27 protein-coding genes and 7 pseudogenes are annotated in these 18399 nt (G+C 38.9%); 1 reads left to right on the forward strand and 33 read right to left on the reverse strand.

Annotation, left to right across the window (positions count from 1 at the left end):
- The first annotated feature begins 37 nt into the window (after nucleotides 1-37).
- Nucleotides 38-628, forward strand: a complete 591-nt coding sequence (locus JCM21531_RS11200) for a class I SAM-dependent methyltransferase (protein WP_038289909.1) — start codon at nucleotides 38-40, stop codon at nucleotides 626-628.
- Nucleotides 629-672: 44 nt separating this feature from the next.
- On the opposite strand, the pseudogene JCM21531_RS11205 reads toward JCM21531_RS11200, so the two are convergent.
- The 33 genes and pseudogenes from JCM21531_RS11205 to rpsJ form a co-directional block, all read right to left on the reverse strand.
- A pseudogene (locus tag JCM21531_RS11205) lies at nucleotides 673-1531 on the reverse strand (energy-coupling factor transporter ATPase).
- 80 nt (nucleotides 1532-1611) lie between these two features.
- Nucleotides 1612-2136 carry a bL17 family ribosomal protein gene (locus JCM21531_RS11210; RefSeq protein ID WP_038289912.1) on the reverse strand — a complete coding sequence of 175 codons (525 nt, stop codon included), beginning with the start codon at nucleotides 2134-2136 and terminating at the stop codon, nucleotides 1612-1614.
- Nucleotides 2137-2223: 87 nt separating this feature from the next.
- Nucleotides 2224-3171, reverse strand: a complete 948-nt coding sequence (locus JCM21531_RS11215) for a DNA-directed RNA polymerase subunit alpha (RefSeq protein ID WP_038289915.1) — start codon at nucleotides 3169-3171, stop codon at nucleotides 2224-2226.
- Between the two features lie 145 nt (nucleotides 3172-3316).
- Nucleotides 3317-3943, reverse strand: coding sequence for a 30S ribosomal protein S4 (gene rpsD, locus JCM21531_RS11220; protein WP_038289918.1), 627 nt, complete (start codon nucleotides 3941-3943; stop codon nucleotides 3317-3319).
- Between the two features lie 52 nt (nucleotides 3944-3995).
- A pseudogene (gene rpsK / locus JCM21531_RS11225) lies at nucleotides 3996-4399 on the reverse strand (30S ribosomal protein S11).
- A 21-nt stretch (nucleotides 4400-4420) separates the two neighbouring features.
- Nucleotides 4421-4791: pseudogene (rpsM, locus tag JCM21531_RS11230) on the reverse strand (30S ribosomal protein S13).
- 325 nt (nucleotides 4792-5116) lie between these two features.
- Nucleotides 5117-5230, reverse strand: coding sequence for a 50S ribosomal protein L36 (gene rpmJ / locus JCM21531_RS11235; protein ID WP_010246774.1), 114 nt, complete (start codon nucleotides 5228-5230; stop codon nucleotides 5117-5119).
- A gap of 19 nt (nucleotides 5231-5249) precedes the next feature.
- Complete coding sequence (infA, locus tag JCM21531_RS11240) at nucleotides 5250-5468, reverse strand: translation initiation factor IF-1 (protein ID WP_038289932.1); 219 nt, start codon at nucleotides 5466-5468, stop codon at nucleotides 5250-5252.
- A 38-nt stretch (nucleotides 5469-5506) separates the two neighbouring features.
- A complete protein-coding gene (locus tag JCM21531_RS11245; protein WP_038289935.1) occupies nucleotides 5507-5788 on the reverse strand; it encodes a KOW domain-containing RNA-binding protein in 282 nt (93 codons plus the stop codon).
- A 27-nt stretch (nucleotides 5789-5815) separates the two neighbouring features.
- Nucleotides 5816-6585 (reverse strand): annotated as a pseudogene (gene map / locus JCM21531_RS11250) (type I methionyl aminopeptidase).
- Nucleotides 6582-7234: pseudogene (locus tag JCM21531_RS11255) on the reverse strand (adenylate kinase). Before JCM21531_RS11255 ends, map begins: the two co-directional pseudogenes overlap by 4 nt.
- Nucleotides 7235-7298: 64 nt before the next feature.
- A complete protein-coding gene (gene secY / locus JCM21531_RS11260; RefSeq protein ID WP_038289937.1) occupies nucleotides 7299-8582 on the reverse strand; it encodes a preprotein translocase subunit SecY in 1284 nt (427 codons plus the stop codon).
- 1 nt (nucleotide 8583) lies between these two features.
- Nucleotides 8584-9024 (reverse strand): 50S ribosomal protein L15, encoded by a 441-nt coding sequence (gene rplO / locus JCM21531_RS11265; RefSeq protein WP_038289940.1) that lies wholly within the window; start codon nucleotides 9022-9024, stop codon nucleotides 8584-8586.
- Nucleotides 9025-9038: 14 nt separating this feature from the next.
- Nucleotides 9039-9218: a 50S ribosomal protein L30 gene (gene rpmD / locus JCM21531_RS11270; protein ID WP_038289941.1), complete on the reverse strand. Its 180-nt coding sequence runs from the start codon at nucleotides 9216-9218 to the stop codon at nucleotides 9039-9041.
- Between the two features lie 12 nt (nucleotides 9219-9230).
- The gene (rpsE, locus tag JCM21531_RS11275; protein WP_038289942.1) at nucleotides 9231-9731 is read right to left on the reverse strand and encodes a 30S ribosomal protein S5; all 501 of its coding nucleotides are present in this window, start codon (nucleotides 9729-9731) and stop codon (nucleotides 9231-9233) included.
- A gap of 19 nt (nucleotides 9732-9750) precedes the next feature.
- Entirely contained in the window at nucleotides 9751-10119 is a 369-nt protein-coding gene (rplR, locus tag JCM21531_RS11280) for a 50S ribosomal protein L18 (protein ID WP_038289943.1), read from the reverse strand.
- A gap of 15 nt (nucleotides 10120-10134) precedes the next feature.
- Nucleotides 10135-10686 carry a 50S ribosomal protein L6 gene (gene rplF, locus JCM21531_RS11285; protein WP_038289944.1) on the reverse strand — a complete coding sequence of 184 codons (552 nt, stop codon included), beginning with the start codon at nucleotides 10684-10686 and terminating at the stop codon, nucleotides 10135-10137.
- A gap of 73 nt (nucleotides 10687-10759) precedes the next feature.
- Complete coding sequence (gene rpsH, locus JCM21531_RS11290) at nucleotides 10760-11158, reverse strand: 30S ribosomal protein S8 (RefSeq protein ID WP_038289947.1); 399 nt, start codon at nucleotides 11156-11158, stop codon at nucleotides 10760-10762.
- Between the two features lie 26 nt (nucleotides 11159-11184).
- Entirely contained in the window at nucleotides 11185-11370 is a 186-nt protein-coding gene (locus tag JCM21531_RS11295; RefSeq protein ID WP_038289948.1) for a type Z 30S ribosomal protein S14, read from the reverse strand.
- A gap of 15 nt (nucleotides 11371-11385) precedes the next feature.
- Nucleotides 11386-11928, reverse strand: coding sequence for a 50S ribosomal protein L5 (gene rplE / locus JCM21531_RS11300; RefSeq protein ID WP_038289950.1), 543 nt, complete (start codon nucleotides 11926-11928; stop codon nucleotides 11386-11388).
- A gap of 32 nt (nucleotides 11929-11960) precedes the next feature.
- Complete coding sequence (rplX, locus tag JCM21531_RS11305; protein ID WP_038289951.1) at nucleotides 11961-12305, reverse strand: 50S ribosomal protein L24; 345 nt, start codon at nucleotides 12303-12305, stop codon at nucleotides 11961-11963.
- Between the two features lie 18 nt (nucleotides 12306-12323).
- Entirely contained in the window at nucleotides 12324-12692 is a 369-nt protein-coding gene (gene rplN / locus JCM21531_RS11310) for a 50S ribosomal protein L14 (RefSeq protein WP_038289954.1), read from the reverse strand.
- Nucleotides 12693-12716: 24 nt separating this feature from the next.
- Nucleotides 12717-12974: a 30S ribosomal protein S17 gene (rpsQ, locus tag JCM21531_RS11315; RefSeq protein WP_038289957.1), complete on the reverse strand. Its 258-nt coding sequence runs from the start codon at nucleotides 12972-12974 to the stop codon at nucleotides 12717-12719.
- A gap of 26 nt (nucleotides 12975-13000) precedes the next feature.
- On the reverse strand, nucleotides 13001-13204 hold the full coding sequence (rpmC, locus tag JCM21531_RS11320; protein ID WP_038289960.1) for a 50S ribosomal protein L29: 204 nt from the start codon (nucleotides 13202-13204) through the stop codon (nucleotides 13001-13003).
- Nucleotides 13194-13631 carry a 50S ribosomal protein L16 gene (gene rplP / locus JCM21531_RS11325; protein WP_038289962.1) on the reverse strand — a complete coding sequence of 146 codons (438 nt, stop codon included), beginning with the start codon at nucleotides 13629-13631 and terminating at the stop codon, nucleotides 13194-13196. Before rplP ends, rpmC begins: the two co-directional genes overlap by 11 nt.
- The gene (rpsC, locus tag JCM21531_RS11330) at nucleotides 13631-14299 is read right to left on the reverse strand and encodes a 30S ribosomal protein S3 (protein WP_038289966.1); all 669 of its coding nucleotides are present in this window, start codon (nucleotides 14297-14299) and stop codon (nucleotides 13631-13633) included. Before rpsC ends, rplP begins: the two co-directional genes overlap by 1 nt.
- Before the next feature lie 19 nt (nucleotides 14300-14318).
- Nucleotides 14319-14695: pseudogene (gene rplV / locus JCM21531_RS11335) on the reverse strand (50S ribosomal protein L22).
- Between the two features lie 129 nt (nucleotides 14696-14824).
- Nucleotides 14825-15109 carry a 30S ribosomal protein S19 gene (gene rpsS, locus JCM21531_RS11340; RefSeq protein ID WP_038289969.1) on the reverse strand — a complete coding sequence of 95 codons (285 nt, stop codon included), beginning with the start codon at nucleotides 15107-15109 and terminating at the stop codon, nucleotides 14825-14827.
- 58 nt (nucleotides 15110-15167) lie between these two features.
- Entirely contained in the window at nucleotides 15168-15995 is an 828-nt protein-coding gene (gene rplB, locus JCM21531_RS11345) for a 50S ribosomal protein L2 (protein ID WP_038289971.1), read from the reverse strand.
- Nucleotides 15996-16038: 43 nt separating this feature from the next.
- Entirely contained in the window at nucleotides 16039-16392 is a 354-nt protein-coding gene (gene rplW / locus JCM21531_RS11350) for a 50S ribosomal protein L23 (protein ID WP_038289974.1), read from the reverse strand.
- Nucleotides 16392-17013, reverse strand: a pseudogene (rplD, locus tag JCM21531_RS11355) (50S ribosomal protein L4). The gene rplW and the pseudogene rplD overlap by 1 nt, the downstream one beginning before the upstream one ends.
- A 23-nt stretch (nucleotides 17014-17036) precedes the next feature.
- The gene (gene rplC / locus JCM21531_RS11360; protein WP_038289977.1) at nucleotides 17037-17675 is read right to left on the reverse strand and encodes a 50S ribosomal protein L3; all 639 of its coding nucleotides are present in this window, start codon (nucleotides 17673-17675) and stop codon (nucleotides 17037-17039) included.
- A 91-nt stretch (nucleotides 17676-17766) separates the two neighbouring features.
- Nucleotides 17767-18078, reverse strand: coding sequence for a 30S ribosomal protein S10 (rpsJ, locus tag JCM21531_RS11365; protein ID WP_038289980.1), 312 nt, complete (start codon nucleotides 18076-18078; stop codon nucleotides 17767-17769).
- Nucleotides 18079-18399 lie beyond the last annotated feature (321 nt).

The raw sequence follows: 18399 nt of genomic DNA on the forward strand, positions 1-18399 counted from the left end.
AAGATAAAATATATATGCATTTGAAAGGTGGCTTTATATGAATCATTATTACACTCAAAATCCCGATACTCCCCATGATATAAGCACAATCGATTATAACGTAAAAGACCTTGTTATAAAGCTCAATACCGATGCCGGAGTTTTTTCCAAAAGAAAGGTTGATTTCGGAAGTGATTTGTTGATTCGGTCCATTCCTCCGATAAACGGAAATATTCTTGATATAGGATGTGGCTACGGCGTCATAGGTATCTCCCTTGCCCTGTTAAATCCTTCTTCCTACGTGACCATGATTGACATCAATGAACGGGCTGTTGGTCTGGCATCACAAAACATTCGTTTAAACGGAATTGCCAATGCCAACGCCTTAACAAGCGACGGTTTTTCCAATGTTTCGGGCAAGTTTGATGCAATAGTGAGCAATCCCCCAATACGGACCGGAAAGAAAGTAATCTACCCTATTTTTGAAAACAGCATTAACTTTTTAAATCCGGGCGGTTCAATTTATCTTGTAATTCAAAAAAAGCAGGGGGCAAATTCTGCCATTGATTTTCTTAAGTCGGTTTATGGAAATTGTGAGGTTATTAATAAAAAAGCCGGGTATTGGATAATAAAAAGCACAAAAGAATAGCTCCTGATTTTTGGGTAAAAATCTGTCCTTGCAGCACTCAAATATCAGGCTTTGGCAATCTTCCCAGCAAGCCATTGGACTGCTTCTTCCACAGTAAGTATATTATCCGGCACATTATAACCGTTTTTCTTAAGCTCATGGCATAATTCCGCAACCTGAGGTACATCAAGCCCCAAGGCTTTCATCTCCTCGACTCTTGAAAATATTTCATTGGGCTTTCCATCCATTACTATTTCCCCATTATCAATCACCAGAACCTTTTGGCCAATACTGCCTCCTCCATGTAATGGGTAATATGAATGATTGTTATATTCTCCTTTTGATTCAACTCTTTAAGAACCTTTAGTACCTCTTTTCTTCCAATCGGGTCAAGCATAGAAGTTGCCTCATCAAGGACAATGCATTTTGGCTTCATGGCTAAAATACCTGCTATTGCAACTCTTTGCTTTTGACCTCCCGACAAATGGTGGGGCGATGCTTTTTTTTGCTCTTCCATGCCCACATTTTTTAGTGCTTCACTAACTCTTTTCACAATCTCCTCCGAAGGTATGCCAAGTTCTCCGGGCCAAAAGCCACATCCTCTTCAACCGATGTTGCAACTATCTGATTATCCGGATTTTGAAATACCATACCTACCGTCTGTCTTATTTCCCATAAGTTTTCTTCGGCCGAGGTCTTTTTTCCCTTAATGTAAAGTACACCTTGGGTAGGAACCAAAATAGCGTTGAGAAGCCTTGCAAAGGTTGATTTTCCAGAGCCGTTTCGGCCAATAACAACCACAAATTCTCCCTCATGTATCTTTGCATTTACTTTTCTTAATACAGGAGTTTTAAAAGTGTTGTCATTATTTCTTTTGTTGTATGTATATTCTACATTACTGGCTTTTACTATTATATCCTTCATTTTTTCTCTCCTAATAAAACAGGGATTAAGGTGAATTTTTATAACACCCAATCCCCGTAAGTATACAGCTTCTTGTAATATTAAACTAATTGCAGAATTACCATCTCTGCAGCATCGCCTTTTCTTGGACCGATTTTGTAGATTCTTGTATATCCACCGTTTACGTCCTTATACTTGGGCGCAATCTCATCAAATAACTTGTTTGCAAGATTGATTGTATTTCCTTCGCTGTCTTTTACTCTGTATAACCAGCTCATTACTTTTCTTCTTGCATGAAGTCTTGAAGGATTGTCTACTCTCTGCATGTCAGTCTTAACTTCTCTTTCTACAACCAGATACTCATTACCGTTTTTTGATTTCTTTGTATTGGTAATCTTGTTACCCTTCGAATCTACTTTGGCAGCACTAACCTTTACCTGCTTGGATGTAAAGTTGTCACATTCCTTTACAGCTATTGCAATAAGCTTTTCTGCTATATTCTTAACTTCCTTGGCTCTCGCTTCAGTCGTTTCGATTTTTCCGTTTTGGAATAAGGACGTAACAAGACCCTTTAAAATTGCCTTTCTCTGGTCAGTAGGACGTCCGAGTTTCCTCTGTGCTGGCATTCTTATACCTCCTTTGCTTAAGTCTGCTATGATTGTAACATAAGGTTACTAAATCATACACATACTCATAATTTAATCTTTTAACGGTTAGTCTTCACTTGGTGCTAATGACAATCCCAAAGCTTTTAGCTTGTTCAGGACTTCTTCAAGCGACTTTCTTCCAAGATTTCTAACCTTCATCATATCTTCCTCAGTTCTGTTTGTAAGATCTTCAACGGTATTTATACCGGCTCTCTTCAAGCAGTTGTAAGACCTTACGGACAGGTCAAGCTCTTCAATGGTCATTTCAAGAACTTTTTCCTTCTTGGTCTCTTCCTTTTCAACCATTATCTCAGCATTCTTAGCATTATCAGACAGGTCGATAAACAGGTTGAGATGTTCACTCAGTATTTTTGCACCCAGACTAATTGCTTCATCCGGTTTTATACTTCCATTGGTCCAAACTTCCAAAGTCAGCTTGTCATAGTCAGTAACCTGACCGACACGTGTGTTCTCCACCGTATAGTTAACCTTGCTTACCGGCGTAAAAATCGAATCAACAGGTATAACTCCTATGGGCTGACCGGGATGCTTATTCTTGTCGGCAGATACATATCCTCTGCCTTTATCGATGGTCATCTCCATATAAAGTCTGTGTTCACCGCTCAATGTTGCAATCTTGTGATCCGGGTTAAGAATTTCAACATCAGAATCTGCTTTAATATCTGATGCCTTTACTTCTCCTTCTCCCTCAGCATCAATATATATAACCTTTGGTCCGTCTCCGTGAAGATTTAACGATAGCTCTTTGATATTAAGGATTATTTCGGTTACATCCTCAACTACACCAGGTATTGTTGAAAACTCGTGCAGTACGCCATCTATCTTGATTGAGGTTACAGCTACACCGGGCAAAGATGAAAGCAATATCCTTCTTAGTGAATTACCAAGAGTGATACCATATCCTCTCTCCAATGGTTCTACTACAAATTTTCCATATCTGTTGTCTTCACTAGATATTATACATTCTATCTTCGGCTTTTCAATTTCTATCATCAAAAACCCTCCTTTGAACTATTATATTTTTTGAGGGCAACTGATTCAAAGTTCTTTATCTCTCAATTTAACCATAATTAAACCTTCATCTCTATTGTTACAATCCTCAGTTGCTGAACCAGAAATATATATTTAAACCTCTTTATTACTTGGAGTACAACTCTACTATGAGGCTTTCCTTCAGTGGCAGATCAATATCTTCTCTTGACGGTAAAGCTACTATCTTTGCCGACATCTCTTCAGCATCATATTCCAGCCACTGCGGAGTCGGTTTTCCAGCTGCATGCTCTTTATTGTCCTTCATCTTTTCTGAGCTTTTGCTCTTTTCATTTACTGCTATTACATCTCCAAGCTTAACAAGATAAGATGGAATATTTACCCTTTTTCCATTAACGCTAAAGTGACCATGTCTTACCAACTGTCTTGCTTCTGGCCTTGAAACTGCAAGACCCATTCTGTAAACAACATTATCCAGTCTCAGCTCGAGAATTTGAAGAAGGTTTTCACCTGTGATTCCTTTCTTTTTAACAGCCATATCAAAATACTTTCTGAACTGGCTTTCAAGAACTCCATAATATCTTTTGGCCTTTTGCTTTTCACGAAGCTGAAGACCATATTCTGACAATTTCTTTTTGTTTTGGCCATGCTGTCCGGGAGCATATCCTCTCCTGGCAACCGAGCATTTATTTGTAGTGCATCTTTCACCCTTGAGGTAGAGTTTTTCACCCTCCCTGCGGCAGAGTCTGCAAGATGCGTCGGTATATCTTGCCATCTAATTTTACACCTCCAACAAAATATTAAAACTTTATAACCGTTCACGTCAATTATACTCTTCTTCTCTTAGGTGGCCTGCAGCATTGTGAGGAATAGGAGTCACATCTTTAATTAGGCTGACTTCAAGTCCTGCAGCCTGCAGCGCTCTGATTGCAGCTTCTCTTCCTGAACCCGGACCCTTAACATAAACTTCAACAGTTTTAAGTCCATGCTCCATCGCTGCTTTTGCTGCAGCTTCTGCCGCCATCTGAGCTGCAAAAGGTGTGCTCTTTCTTGAACCTCTGAAGCCTAAACTTCCAGCACTTGACCAGGAAATGGCATTTCCTGAAACGTCAGTTAATGTGACTATTGTATTATTAAATGTTGAACGTATATGCGCCGCTCCACGTTCAATATTTTTACGCTCTCTTCTTTTTCTAGCAGTCCTCTTGCCACTAGTTGCTTTACTAGCCATTTGATCCCATACCTCCTTTTACTATTTCTTTCTCTGAGCTCCAACAGTTCTCTTCGGACCTTTTCTTGTCCTCGCATTTGTCTTGGTTCTTTGTCCGCGAACCGGAAGACCCATTCTATGTCTTCTACCTCTGTAGCATCCAATTTCCATCAATCTTTTAATGTTGAGGGCAATTTCTCTTCTCAAATCTCCTTCAACCTTGTATTCCTTATCTATTGTTTCCCTAAGTTTGCTAATTTCATCGTCTGTCAGATCTCTGACTCTAGTGTCGGGATTTATACCAGTTTTTCGTAAAATCTCATTTGACAAAGTTCTGCCAATTCCATAGATGTAGGTTAACCCGATTTCTACCCTTTTCTCTCTAGCAAGTCGACTCCGGCAATACGTGCCATCTTTTTTTACACCTCCAACATATTACTATAAATTCTTGACAAATTTTTTTATATATAAAATAAACAATCCAGGTTATGATTGCAGATACAACAATTATATCTACAATCATACAGCCGCGCCCTGTATGTTATTTTTACCGCAAGACTTCATCAGATGACAGTTGACAAAAGACAGTTGCCATTCTATTCAATGTTTTTGGAATTACATTGTCGATATATTTTAAAGCTTCAACGTAATCCAATCCCATTATTTTATAAAAAACAACTGTAACTATTTAATAATAGGCAAAGTACTGTCCATTGTCAACTGTCATCCGGAAAATTTTTAGCCCTGTCTTTGTTTATGTTTTGGATTCTGGCAAATTACCATTACTCTTCCTTTTCTTCTGATTATCTTGCATTTTTCGCAAATAACCTTTACAGATGGTTTTACTTTCATTTCACTTTCCCTCCTTAAATTACTTAGCCCTCCATGTTATCCTACCCCGGGTCAGATCATAAGGAGATAGCTCAACTGTAACCTTATCCCCTGGTAAAATCCTAATAAAATTCATCCTGAGTTTACCGGATATGTGGGCCAGTATTTTATGTCCGTTATCTAATTCCACTTCAAACATCGCATTTGGCAATGCCTCAACAACCTTACCTTCTACTTCAATTACATCTTCCTTAGACAATTCAACTCCTCCTTACTACTGATACCAAACCCTTAATTTCAATTAAAATCATCTTCCGCATCTCCAGTTTCGGCTAATGCTTTTCGAATTTCCGAATTCGAAACTCTACTTCCGTTTTTTAATTTATCACTTAAAGGTAGTATAACTTTTTCGGTAATTCTAAGGTGCTTTATTTTCTTAGTCTTTGGTTTTTCAACTCTTCTTAAGTCACCATCTGCCACCAGTACATTTTTGTCATCTACTATACCGATAACAACAAGTTTCCGTCCTGCATCCCGTCCGGCTTTCGAGTAAACTACCTGCCCCACGCTAACTATCATCAACTCACCTCTGTTCATTATCATACCCTAACTCGGCATTGTTAAAATTATGGGTTCGTTTTCCGTTATCGCTATCGTGTTCTCATAATGGGCTGAAAGCTTACCGTCTGCTGTTACGACTGTCCATCCGTTCTTGAGTATCTTAACCACATGAGTTCCCTGGTTCACCATAGGTTCTATAGCCAGCGTCATACCAACTTCCAGCCTGCTTCTTTGTCCGCTGCATCTATAGTTTGGTATCTGAGGCTCTTCATGCATCTCTTTTCCTATGCCGTGGCCAACAAAATCCCGAACAACAGAAAAACCGTTTGCTACTACATAATCTTCCACAGCGCCGGAAATATCGATTATTCTATTACCCTTTACTGCTTTCTCCAATCCCTTGAAGAAACTTTCTTTCGTAACATCAATCAGCCTTTGGGCTTCACTTGAAATCTGTCCCACAGCAAAGGTCCTGGCAGCATCACCATGAAAGCCGTGTATATAAGCACCAATATCAACACTAATAATATCGCCATCTTTTAGCACCCTTAAACCCGGTATTCCGTGAACCACTTCATCATTTACTGAAGCACATATACTTCCAGGAAAGTCTTGGACATTCTTGAAAGCCGCCTTATAGCCCTTGAAGGATGGTATCGCTCCGTACTTTCTGATAGTTTCCTCCGCAATCCTGTCAAGTTCTATTGTAGAAACACCGGGTTTAACGGCTTCTTCAACATTTTTTAGGCTAATGCTACTATTTCGCCAGCTTTTTTCATTAACTCAATTTCTTTTTTAGTCTTTATTGATATCATACTTTAGCTCCACTCAAAGCATTCAAAACCTCTTTTGTTGTGTCATCAACACTTTCTTGACCATGTACGGTCAAAAGTTTTGCCTTCTTTTCATAATATTCAATCAGAGGCTCCGTTTGCTTGTGATAAGTGTTCAGCCTTTGGATGACTGTTTCCTCTTTATCATCATCTCTTTGAACCAATGCACTATTGCAACTGTCACAAAGGTCTTTCTCTTTTGGCTGATTATACAGTATATGATAGCTCATGCCGCATTTTGAGCAGACCCTTCGTCCTGACATCCTTTTGATTATCTCTTCATCAGGAACATATATGTTTAGAGCATAGTCCAACTCTATAGCCAGGTCTTTCAGAATTTCGTCGAGTTTCTCTGCCTGATATATTGTTCTGGGGAAACCGTCGAGTATAAAGCCGTCCTTACAGTCCGACTGGGCTAGTCTGTCTTTAACGATGTCTATCGTCAATTCGTCCGGCACCAGTAATCCTTTATCAATATATTCCTTGGCTTTCTTACCAAGTTCCGTACCGTTTTTATATTTGAACGGAACATGTCCCCCGTGGATATATGAGGCACATTATATTTTTGTGATATAACAACTGCCTGCGTTCCTTTTCCTGCGCCAGGTGCTCCAAGCAGAACAAGTCTCATAATTCATCCTCCCCCACCTGCTATCAAAATTGCCGATTGTAAGCTTATTCTAATTAGTCATGCATTATTCCAAAAATCCTTTGTAGTGTCTCATTATCATTTGTGACTCAATCTGTTTAACTGTTTCGAGGGCAACACCGACAAGGATAAGTACGCTGGTTCCTGCAAACCAGATTCCGCTGATTTTTGTTATTGCCTGCAATATTGAAGGCAATATCTGAATCAGAGCGAGGAACAAAGCTGAGAACCATGTTATTCTGCTAATTACTTTGTAAATATAGTCAGATGTCGGTTTTCCCGGTCTTATTCCAGGTATGAAACCTCCGTTTTTCTTAAGGTTGTTTGCAAGTTCAATCGGGTTGAACTGAATAAATGTGTAGAAAAACGTAAAGAACATAATTAGAATACCGGACAAAATGGATATTTCAATCCTGCTCTGGAACCCTCTAAAGTACAGAGCCACCGGATGAGTCGAATTCGGGAAGAAAAATCCTACTATTGTCGCAGGCAATGCAACAAAGGATGTGGCAAATATAATAGGCAAAACACCGGCCATATTTACTTTAATAGGAATATGTGTGCTCTGTCCTCCATACATCTTTCTGCCTACAACCCTTTTTGCATATTGTACGGGTATGCGCCTTTCAGCCTCAGTAACCCATACTACTGCAGCAATAATGGCTACAAATAAAATCAATACACCTAATACTCCAAAAATTCCGAGGACACCTTTACCCAATTTTTCTAATTTGTACTCATTGTATAGATAAAGTATTCCTTCAGGTCCTCTTGATACAATACCTGCAAAGATGAGCAAGGAAATTCCGTTTCCTATGCCATACTCTGTGATTTGTTCACCAAGCCACATCAGGAATGCTGTACCTGCTGTAAATGAAAGAGTTATGGTTATGAATGACAATACATTTCTTTCATTAACGGCCTGGTCCAATCCGAAGTAAAATGCTGTTGCTTGGAGGAATCCGAGAATGACTGCTCCATATCTTGTATACTGTGCAATAATTTTTCTACCTTCTTCTCCTTCTTTGGCAAGAGCCTCTAGTTTAGGGATTGCTACTGTTAAAAGCTGTATAATGATCGAAGCGTTAATATAAGGTGAAATACTCATGGCAAAGATTGTTGCTTTCTCAAACGCTCCACCGGACAATATATTAACAAAACCGAAGATTGTTCCTTGACCTATCATACTTTTTAATACATCAGGATTCAAGCCTGGAACCGGTATAAAGGAGCCAAGCCTGAATATAACTATCATCAGTAATGTGAAGAACATCTTTCTTCTTAAGTCAGCTATCTTCCAGGCGTTTCTCATAGTTGTAAACAACCCCATATTATATCACCTCGACCTTTCCTCCTGCAGCCTCAATTTTTTCTGAAGCCGTCTTAGTAAATCTTGCCGCTTTTACAGTAAGCTTTTTTGTTAGCTCGCCATTACCTAAGATTGCCACTCCATCATTAATTTTCTTAATAATGCCCTTTTCTTTCAAGAGCTCTTGCGTTACTACTGTACCATTATCAAACACGTTTAAAGCAGACACGTTAACTTCTGTATATACTTTTGCAAATATATTATTGAATCCTCTCTTTGGAACTCTTCTGTAGAGAGGCATTTGTCCACCTTCAAAACCGGGTCTTACACCGCCTCCGGCACGTGCATTCTGACCTTTGTGTCCTCTTCCTGCTGTTTTACCGTTACCGGTTCCGTGTCCTCTACCTTTTCTTTTCGGCAGTTTCTTTGAGCCTGGAGCAGGTTGTAATTCAAACAACTTCATGGATTACACCTCCTTTATATTTCTTCTACTGATAAAACATGTTCAACTTTCTTAATCATACCTCTGATCTGTGGATTATCCTGCTGTTCAACACAGGAGCCGATTTTTTTCAATCCCAAAGCTTTAACCGTTGCTGCCTGTGCTTCTTTTAATTTATTGGTACTCTTGACCAAAGTTATTTTAAGCTTTGCCACTAGAGTTCCCTCCTAACCTAATACTTCTTCTACAGTTTTATTACGAAGCTTAGCCACTTCTTCTGCTGTCTTTAGCTGAGAGAGACCTTCTATAGTTGCATTAACCATATTTATCGGATTGTTTGAGCCTAAGGACTTTGTCCTGATGTCTTTAATACCTGCCAATTCCAGTACCGCTCTAACAGGACCTCCAGCTATAACTCCAGTACCGGCTCCAGCCGGTTTAAGAAGTACTTTTCCTGCACCAAATTCCCCAATTACTTCGTGAGGAATTGTTGTATCAACTATTGGAACTTTTATAAGATTCTTCTTGGCATCTTCAATACCTTTTCTTATTGCATCGGGTATTTCTGCAGCCTTACCCATACCGCTGCCAACATGGCCATTTTCATCTCCAACAACAACAAGGGCACTAAAACGGAAATTCCTACCACCCTTAACAACCTTGGTTACACGCCCGATGTTTACTACTCTCTCTTTAAGATCTAATACACTGGCATCTATGCGTTGCAAATTTTTCTCCCTCCTTCTATTAAAACTCTAGTCCTGCTTCCCTTGCACCTTCGGCAAGTTCCTTGACTCGACCGTGATATATATATCCGCCTCTGTCAAATACGACACGCTTAATTCCGCTGGCTAATGCTCTCTTCGCAACCAATTTACCTACTTCCTTGGCAGCTTCTTTGTTTCCACAGTAGCCTAGCTTGCTTTTTATGTCTTTGTCAAGCGACGAAGCAGAAACAAGAGTTCTACCAACTGTATCATCAATCACCTGAGCATAGATATTTGTCAAACTTCTATATACATTTAAGCGTGGACGTTCTGATGTACCAAAAACCTTTTTTCTAACTCTCGCATGCTTTCTTACTCTGGCAACATTTGATCCGGGTTTTTTTATCATTTATTTCACTCCCTCCTATTTCTTACCTTTGCCGCCTGCTTTACCTTCTTTGCGTCTCATTACTTCATTTTCGTACTTAATTCCTTTTCCTTTATAAACCTCAGGTTCTCTCTTGCTTCTGATCTTGGCAGCAAATTCGCCGACTGCCTGCTTGTCAATACCCTTTACAACTATTTTGTTAGGAGCAGGCACTTCAACAGTTATACCCTGAGGCTCCTCCATTTCAACGGGATGGGAATATCCAAGAGTCAAAACCAGCTTTTTACCTTGCTTTTGTGCTCTGTAACCCACACCGTTTATTTCCAAAGCTTTTTCATATCCTTGAGTAACACCTATAACCATATTGTTTATAAGAGTTCTGGTTAAACCGTGTAAAGCTTTGTGCTTCTTTTCGTCAGAAGGCCTTTGAACTAAGATTTTATCTCCTTCAACTTTAATAATCATCTCTTTGTGGAACTGTTTTGTCAAAGTTCCTTTTTGCCCTTTAACAGTCAAAGTATTGTTGTCTGCAATCTTAATATCAACACCCTTTGGAACTGCTACCGGCAATCTACCTATTCTCGACATTTCGGCACCTCCAGTTCTTAACATTGTGAGTCTAAGACCTTTTATTCTTAAACTCTTTTCAGAAACTTTTTTATTACCATACGAACGCTAAAACTTCTCCGCCAACGCCTTCTGCTCTTGCTTTCTTATCTGTCATAATTCCCTTTGACGTAGAAATTATAGCAATTCCAAGACCCCCAAGAACTTTAGGTATTTCACTCTTTCCGGCGTATACCCTAAGTCCTGGTTTGCTGATTCTCTTTATTCCTGAAATAACATTCTGTTTGTTATTTGTATATTTTAACTTTATTCTTATAACTCCCTGCTTACCGTCATTGATCTCTTCTATGCCTTTTATATAACCTTCTTCCAGCAAAATGTTTGCTATTGATCTTTTAATGTTGGAAGCAGGTATATCAACAGTTTCATGTTTTGCAGAACTAGCATTTCTTATTCTGGTCAACATATCTGCGATTACGTCCGTTACCTGCATATGTTTAACCTCCTTTCACAAGATAACTACCAACTTGCTTTACGAACACCGGGTATTTGACCTTTATAAGCCAATTCTCTGAAGCATAAACGACAAATTCCGAACTTTCTCATATAGGCATGTGGCCTTCCACAAAGTTTGCATCTGTTGTATGCTCTTGTCTTATACTTGGGTGTTCTTTGCTGTTTTATAATCATAGCTTTCTTTGCCACGGAAAAATCCCTCCTTTAGCTTTGGCTAAACGGCATTCCCAGCAATTTGAGGAGTTCTTTGGCCTCTTCATCGGTTTTTGCCGTTGTAACAAACGTTATATCCATCCCTCTTATCTTATCGATTTTGTCATAATCAATTTCAGGGAAAATAAGCTGTTCTTTCACACCCATGGAATAGTTTCCTCTTCCGTCAAAGGAGTTTACAGGTACGCCTCTGAAGTCCCTTACTCTTGGTAGAGAAATGTTTATGAGCTTGTCAGCAAACTCATACATCTTATTTCCTCTCAATGTCACTTTACAACCTATGTTCATTCCTTGTCTAATCTTAAATGCGGCAACTGATTTTTTTGCCTTAGTTACTACGGGCTTTTGACCGCTTATCAGTGCCATATCATTAACTGCCGAATCTAAAGCTTTTGCATTATCTTTTACGTCTCCAACACCCATGTTCAAAACAATCTTTTCGAGTTTTGGCACTTGCATTGGACTTTTATATTTAAACTTAGCCTGTAACGCAGGCACTACTTCATTTAAATATTTGTCTTTCAATCTTGGCATCGATATTTACCTCCTTTCCTAGCGTTGCTCCGTTATTTCTTTGCTTCCTTTATAACATCTATTGTAGCGTTGCACTTCTTGCACTCTCTGTTCTTTTCTCCATTTTCCAGAACACGTCTTCTAACCCTTGTTGGCTTTCCGCATTTAGGACAAACCAGCATAACGTTTGAAGCATGTATAGGCGCTTCCTTCTCGATTATACCGCTTTGTTGATATTGGGATCTTGCCTTTTGATGCTTCTTTACAATATTCATTCCTTCAACAATAACTGTTCCGTCCTTAGTATTAACTTCTAAAACTTTACCTTTTTTTCCTTCTTTTTTTCCGGTTAGAAGTACAACTGTATCTCCTCTTTTTACATGAACCTTGTTATTCAATTTAAGCCGCCTCCTCCCTTATAGAACTTCTGGTGCGAGGGACAATATCTTCATATATTCCTTATCCCTTAATTCTCTTGCAACAGGTCCAAATATACGAGTTCCTCTTGGGTTTTTGTCTTCTTTGATAAGGACTGCTGCGTTTTCATCAAACTTTATATAAGAACCGTCCGGTCTTCTAACTCCTCTTTTGGAGCGGACAATTACACATCTTACAACATCACCTTTTTTAACAACGCCACCGGGTGTTGCATCTTTAACAGAAGCTACTATAACGTCACCAATGTTTGCATACTTTCTCTTGGAACCACCAAGAACCTTTATGCACATAAGCTTCTTTGCACCGGTATTGTCGGCAACCTTAAGTGTTGTTTGTACCTGAATCATAATAGAACCTCCTTTCAGATATCATTAACGGGCTCTTTCAACAATTTCAACGACTCTCCACCTTTTATCCCTGCTAAGTGGCCGTGTTTCCATAACTTTTACTATATCGCCAATTTTACACTCATTTTTCTCATCATGAGCTTTTAGTTTGTAAGTTCTCTTAACGAACTTTTTATACAACGGGTGTTTTTCAGAGCTTTCTATAGATACAACTATTGTTTTATCCATCTTATCGCTGGTAACTTTACCAACTTTGACTTTTCTTAATCCTCTCTCAGCCAACTAAAACTACCTCCTTTCAAGGGATATCAAACCTGTATTCCCTTAAGTTCTCTTTCCTTTAATATAGTCTTTATACGAGCAATGGATCGCTTAACATCCTTTAACTTCATAGGATTTTCGAGCTGATTGGTAGCGTGCTGAAACCTAAGCTTAAAAAGCTCTGACTTCAACTCCACGAGTTCCTTTTGCAATTCTTCTTGAGATTTTTTTCTTATATCTTTAGCTTTCATTAGCTTCACCACCCATTTCATCTTCACGTGTCACGAATTTACACTTAATGGGAAGTTTATGCATAGCAAGCCTTAGAGCTTCCCTTGCAACTTCTTCCGACACCCCGGCAATTTCAAACATTACTCTTCCTGGTTTTACAACAGCTACCCAATACTCAGGAGAACCTTTACCGCTTCCCATACGGGTTTCAGCAGGCTTCGCAGTTACAGGTTTGTCTGGGAATATCTTTATCCAAACCTTACCGCCTCTTTTTATAAAACGAGTCATCGCTATTCTCGCTGCCTCTATCTGATTGCTTGTAATCCAAGCCGGCTCAAGAGCCTGAAGACCGAAATCGCCGTGAACAACCTTGTTTCCTCTGGTTGCTACTCCTTTCATTCTTCCTCTCTGAACCTTTCTACGCTTCACCCTTTTAGGCATTAACATTACTTATCTCCTCCTTCCTGCTTTTTATCCTTCTTAACAGCCGGAAGAACTTCTCCTTTATATATCCAAACTTTAACACCTAATTTACCATAAGTTGTATTGGCTTCAGCAAAGCCATAGTCAACGTCAGCTCTTAATGTTTGGAGAGGAATTGTTCCTTCATGATAATGCTCAGTTCTAGCTATTTCAGCACCACCAATACGTCCGGATACGGCTGTCTTTATTCCCTTAGCTCCGAGTCTCATAGCTCTTGACATTGCCTGTTTCATTGCTCTTCTGAAGGATATTCTCTTTTCAAGCTGAGAAGCAATATTTTCTGCAACAATCTGTGAATCCAATTCCGGAACTTTTATTTCTGTTATATTTATCAATATATTCTTTTGAGTCATTTTTTCAAGCTGCTTTCTCAATTCCTCTATACCAGCTCCACCCTTACCTATTATCAATCCGGGTTTTGCAGCATTTACATTAATCTTTACCTTGTTTGCAGCTCTCTCTATTTCTATTCTTGAAATACCTGCTGAATAAAGTTTATTCTTAATGAACTTCCTTATTTTAAAATCTTCTACCAAGAATTCGCTGAAATTCTTGTCATTGGCATACCATTTTGTATCCCAGTCTTTTATAATTCCTATTCTCAGTCCATGGGGATTAACTTTCTGGCCCATTATCCACCCTCCTTTTCTATTAACTTCTTTCCTTAACTACCAAAGTAATGTGACTGGTTCTTTTCCTAATTCTATCGGCACTACCTTTAGCTCTAGGCATTATTCTCTTTAAAGTAGGTCCTGATTTGCAAAAGCCTCAGCAACATAAAGATTGTCTCTATTTAATCCATTATTGTTAGTTGCATTTGCCTCAGCTGATTTTAAAAGTTTATACAATATTTCTGATGAAGCCTTCGGAGTATATTTCAATATTGCATATGCTTCATCAATATCCTTACCCTTTATAAGATCCAATACAATTCTTACTTTCCTTGAAGATATTCTCGCATATCGTAAAATAGCTTTGCCCTGGTCTTTTCCAATTCCGAGCTTTTTCCTTTCGCTTTTTGTAAGCAAAGCCGGCTTTCTTGACCTTCTATGTTTAGCATTAATTACTTCTATGGCATTTTCTTTCTCTTCAAGATTATCCTGTTTTAATTTTGCATCCTGTGCCAACCGGATCTCCTCCTTTCACTAAACTTAACTTTACCTCAATGATGACGATTTTTCTGTATGAGAACCATGTCCTCTGTAAGTTCTCGTAGGAGCAAATTCTCCCAACTTGTGTCCAACCATTTCTTCCGATATATAAATCGGTACATGCTTTCTTCCATCATGTACTGCAATTGTATGCCCTACCATTTGAGGAAATATTGTAGAAGCTCTGGACCATGTTTTCAACACTTTCTTTTCGTTTTTAGCGTTCATTTCTTCTATTCTCTTAAGAAGCTTCGGGTCAACATATGGTCCCTTCTTTACTGATCTACTCATTCTAACCGTGTCCTCCTTTCATTTACCGCTTAAAAACCTCTAACAGAACAATTGCCTATTATTTTCTTTTCTTAACAATAAACTTGTCGGATGCTTTGTGCTTCTTTCTTGTCTTGTAACCCAATGTTGGCTTACCCCAAGGAGTTACCGGACTCGGTCTACCGATTGGTGATTTACCTTCACCACCACCGTGCGGGTGATCAACTGGGTTCATTACAACACCACGAACTGTAGGTCTTACACCCATCCATCTCTTTCTTCCGGCTTTACCTATTGAGATATTTTCGTGGTCAATGTTGCCTACTTGACCTATGGTAGCTTTACACTTCAAGCTCACCATTCTTACTTCTCCGGAAGGTAATCTTATCTGAGCATATCCATTTTCTTTTGCCATCAGCTGTGCAACATTACCCGCAGACCTAACCAATTGTCCGCCTTTTCCCGGCTTTAACTCTATATTATGGATTTCCGTACCTACCGGGATATTTTCCAGTGCCAATGCATTTCCCGGCTTAATATCGGCATTTTCACCCGACTCTACTATATCTCCGACTTTCAATCCATGAGGAGCAAGGATATATCTCTTTTCACCGTCAACATAGTGGAGAAGCGCAATGAATGCTGTTCTGTTCGGGTCATATTCTATTGCCGCAACTTTTGATTTTATTCCGTCCTTGTCTCTCTTAAAGTCAATTATTCTATATTTTTGCTTTGCTCCCCCTCCATGGTGGCGAACTGTAATTCTTCCGTATGAGTTCCTGCCGCCAGTTTTCTTAAGGGGTGCCAATAATGATTTTTCTGGTTCTTTTTTAGTTATCTCCTCAAAGGTTGACACAGTCATGAACCTTGTCGCAGGAGATGTTGGATTATACTTCTTAACTGGCATCTCTTTTCACTCCTTAATCTATCTTACTGCTGGTAAGATCTTCTTATTGTGCAGCACCAAATTCTTCAATACTTGTTTTATATTTCTTAGTTGTAGTGGTTGTTTTGCCACCTTTAGCCAAATATGTTACCGGATTCGGATTTGTATCGATCTTTACAATCGCCTTTTTCCAATCCGGTCTAAAGCCTTCATGTACTCCCATTCTCTTTTGCTTTCCATCATACTTTACCGTATTCACTTTAAGTACCTTTACCTGAAATAGCTTTTCAACTGCTTGTCTTATTTCAGTTTTTGTAGCTTTTACATCCACAATAAAGGTGTACTTGCCGTCTGCAATCTCGGCATTACTTTTTTCAGTAATATACGGCCTTTTGATTATATCTTCAGCAGCTCTCATTATGCGTACACCTCCTCAACCTTTGCTACAGCATCCTTGGTTATTATAAACTTGTTGTGCTTCATTATGTCATACACATTCATTGTGTTAACAAACAAAGTCTTCAATCCAGGAATATTTCTTGCAGATAATTCAACATTTTCGTTCTTTTCAGCCAAAACCAACACAGCAGTTTCATTAATCTTCAGATTCTTTAATACATCTGCCATCTGTTTAGTCTTTATTTTATCGAAGTTCAGACTGTCAAGTACAAACAATTCATTTTCATTAACCTTTGATGATAACGCTGACTTCAATGCAAGTCTTCTAACCTTTTTAGGAAGCGTATATCTGTAGCTTCTCGGCTTCGGTCCAAGAACTATACCACCTTTTACCCATTGTGCCGAACGTATGCTACCGTGTCTTGCTCTACCGGTACCCTTCTGTCTCCAAGCTTTCTGCCGCCTCCACTTACTTCGCTCTTTGTCTTTGTTGACTGGGTACCTGTCTTTTGTTTGCCAGTTGATTCACCACAACCTGATGAATAACGTTTTTGTTGACTTCAATTCCAAAAATATCGTCACTTAAATTTATGTCACCAACTACTTTACCATTTATATCATATACATCAACTTTCGGCATTTTAAATCCTCCTTTCACCCTTTTTATTTGCCGGCCTTAACGGTGTCTTTAATCAATAATAATCCGCCTTTAGCTCCCGGCACTGCTCCTTTTACAAGCATAAGGTTTCTTTCTGCATCTACTTTAACGACATCAAGATTTTGAACGGTTACTCTATCCACACCCATATGTCCAGGAAGCTTTTTGCCTTTAAATACTCTTGCCGGATTTGTATTCGCTCCCATAGAACCTACTCTTCTATGATACATGGAACCGTGTGTTTCTTTACCTCTTGCATTTCCGAATCTTTTAATTACACCAGCAAAGCCTTTACCTTTTGAAATCCCTGTTACATCTATTCTGTCACCAGCTTGGAACATTTCTTCAACTTTGATTTCCTGCTTTACTTCATATTTGTCGGGATCATCAATTCTAAATTCCCTAACATACTTTTTGGGTGCTATACCCAATTTGGCAAATAATCCTTTCTGCGGCTTGTTCAGTCTTTTTTCCTGAACATCTCCAAATCCAACTTTTACTGAATTATATCCGTCTGTTTCAGGTTTCTTCTTCTGGATTACTGTTATTGGACCTGCTTCTATAACGGTAACAGGAATTAACAATCCATCTTCATTAAAAACCTGTGTCATGCCTATTTTTTTGCCAAGCATAAATTTTTGCATCTATTTATCCCTCCTATGGTTATTGGTTCACTTCATGAAATGTGCTTTCATGATATGTGAACATGACCTTTTTTATATAACTACCAAGCTTTTACAGCTTTATCTCAATATCTACACCTGCAGGTAAATCCAATCTCATCAGTGCGTCTACCGTCTTTGGTGTAGGAAGCAGAATGTCGATAAGTCTTTTGTGTGTCCTCATTTCAAACTGCTCGCGAGAATCTTTGTACTTATGCGGAGCTCTAAGTATTGTTATAATCTCTTTCTCTGTAGGTAACGGTACCGGCCCCGACACTTTTGCTCCTGTCCTCTTGGCTGTCTCAACTATCTTTTCTGCTGATTGGTCAAGAACCTGATGATCAAATGCTTTCAATCTGATTCTGATTTTTTGTTTGTTTGCCATACATAATCCTCCTTATTATTATTACGTACAACAAGCAGACTTCTGTACACTATGCCGGGTGTTTCCTATTTGACTATATTAAAGCCCAGGAATATAATTTTATATTTACCTGGGCTGTACTCATCTAAATCATATGCATAATAATATGCATAGCAAAATGTACAGTGACTTGTCGCCCGGTTTCTAGAATCGGACATTCTCCATAGAAGTTACCTGCATCTTAATTCGCAGCAATCTCCCACTTCATCGTATGCCTCGCCACAACATTCAACATTTTACTATACATTTTTATTTTTTGCAAGTATTTTTTCATAATTCGTT

It is taken from the genome of Acetivibrio straminisolvens JCM 21531, from assembly GCF_000521465.1.
GTDB lineage: Bacteria > Bacillota > Clostridia > Acetivibrionales > Acetivibrionaceae > Hungateiclostridium > Hungateiclostridium straminisolvens.

What these genes read in the sequence shown, in the direction of transcription:
- rplR (WP_038289943.1), bottom strand. Translation starts at nt 10,119, where the DNA reads ATGATAAAAAAACCCGGATCAAATGTTGCCAGAGTAAGAAAGCATGCG.
- rpmJ (WP_010246774.1), bottom strand. Translation starts at nt 5,230, where the DNA reads ATGAAAGTAAAACCATCTGTAAAGGTTATTTGCGAAAAATGCAAGATA.
- JCM21531_RS11245 (WP_038289935.1), bottom strand. Translation starts at nt 5,788, where the DNA reads ATGATAGTTAGCGTGGGGCAGGTAGTTTACTCGAAAGCCGGACGGGAT.
- rpsS (WP_038289969.1), bottom strand. Translation starts at nt 15,109, where the DNA reads ATGAGTAGATCAGTAAAGAAGGGACCATATGTTGACCCGAAGCTTCTT.
- rplB (WP_038289971.1), bottom strand. Translation starts at nt 15,995, where the DNA reads ATGCCAGTTAAGAAGTATAATCCAACATCTCCTGCGACAAGGTTCATG.
- rpsJ (WP_038289980.1), bottom strand. Translation starts at nt 18,078, where the DNA reads ATGGCAAACAAACAAAAAATCAGAATCAGATTGAAAGCATTTGATCAT.
- rpmC (WP_038289960.1), bottom strand. Translation starts at nt 13,204, where the DNA reads ATGAAAGCTAAAGATATAAGAAAAAAATCTCAAGAAGAATTGCAAAAG.
- rplP (WP_038289962.1), bottom strand. Translation starts at nt 13,631, where the DNA reads ATGTTAATGCCTAAAAGGGTGAAGCGTAGAAAGGTTCAGAGAGGAAGA.
- rpsC (WP_038289966.1), bottom strand. Translation starts at nt 14,299, where the DNA reads ATGGGCCAGAAAGTTAATCCCCATGGACTGAGAATAGGAATTATAAAA.
- rplW (WP_038289974.1), bottom strand. Translation starts at nt 16,392, where the DNA reads ATGAGAGCTGCTGAAGATATAATCAAAAGGCCGTATATTACTGAAAAA.
- JCM21531_RS11200 (WP_038289909.1), top strand. Translation starts at nt 38, where the DNA reads ATGAATCATTATTACACTCAAAATCCCGATACTCCCCATGATATAAGC.
- JCM21531_RS11215 (WP_038289915.1), bottom strand. Translation starts at nt 3,171, where the DNA reads ATGATAGAAATTGAAAAGCCGAAGATAGAATGTATAATATCTAGTGAA.
- rplC (WP_038289977.1), bottom strand. Translation starts at nt 17,675, where the DNA reads ATGCAAAAATTTATGCTTGGCAAAAAAATAGGCATGACACAGGTTTTT.
- rplE (WP_038289950.1), bottom strand. Translation starts at nt 11,928, where the DNA reads ATGCCAAGATTGAAAGACAAATATTTAAATGAAGTAGTGCCTGCGTTA.
- rplN (WP_038289954.1), bottom strand. Translation starts at nt 12,692, where the DNA reads ATGATTCAGGTACAAACAACACTTAAGGTTGCCGACAATACCGGTGCA.
- rpsH (WP_038289947.1), bottom strand. Translation starts at nt 11,158, where the DNA reads ATGCAGGTAACGGACGTAATCGCAGATATGTTGACCAGAATAAGAAAT.
- rplF (WP_038289944.1), bottom strand. Translation starts at nt 10,686, where the DNA reads ATGTCGAGAATAGGTAGATTGCCGGTAGCAGTTCCAAAGGGTGTTGAT.
- JCM21531_RS11210 (WP_038289912.1), bottom strand. Translation starts at nt 2,136, where the DNA reads ATGCCAGCACAGAGGAAACTCGGACGTCCTACTGACCAGAGAAAGGCA.
- rpsD (WP_038289918.1), bottom strand. Translation starts at nt 3,943, where the DNA reads ATGGCAAGATATACCGACGCATCTTGCAGACTCTGCCGCAGGGAGGGT.
- secY (WP_038289937.1), bottom strand. Translation starts at nt 8,582, where the DNA reads ATGGGGTTGTTTACAACTATGAGAAACGCCTGGAAGATAGCTGACTTA.
- rplO (WP_038289940.1), bottom strand. Translation starts at nt 9,024, where the DNA reads ATGAAGTTGTTTGAATTACAACCTGCTCCAGGCTCAAAGAAACTGCCG.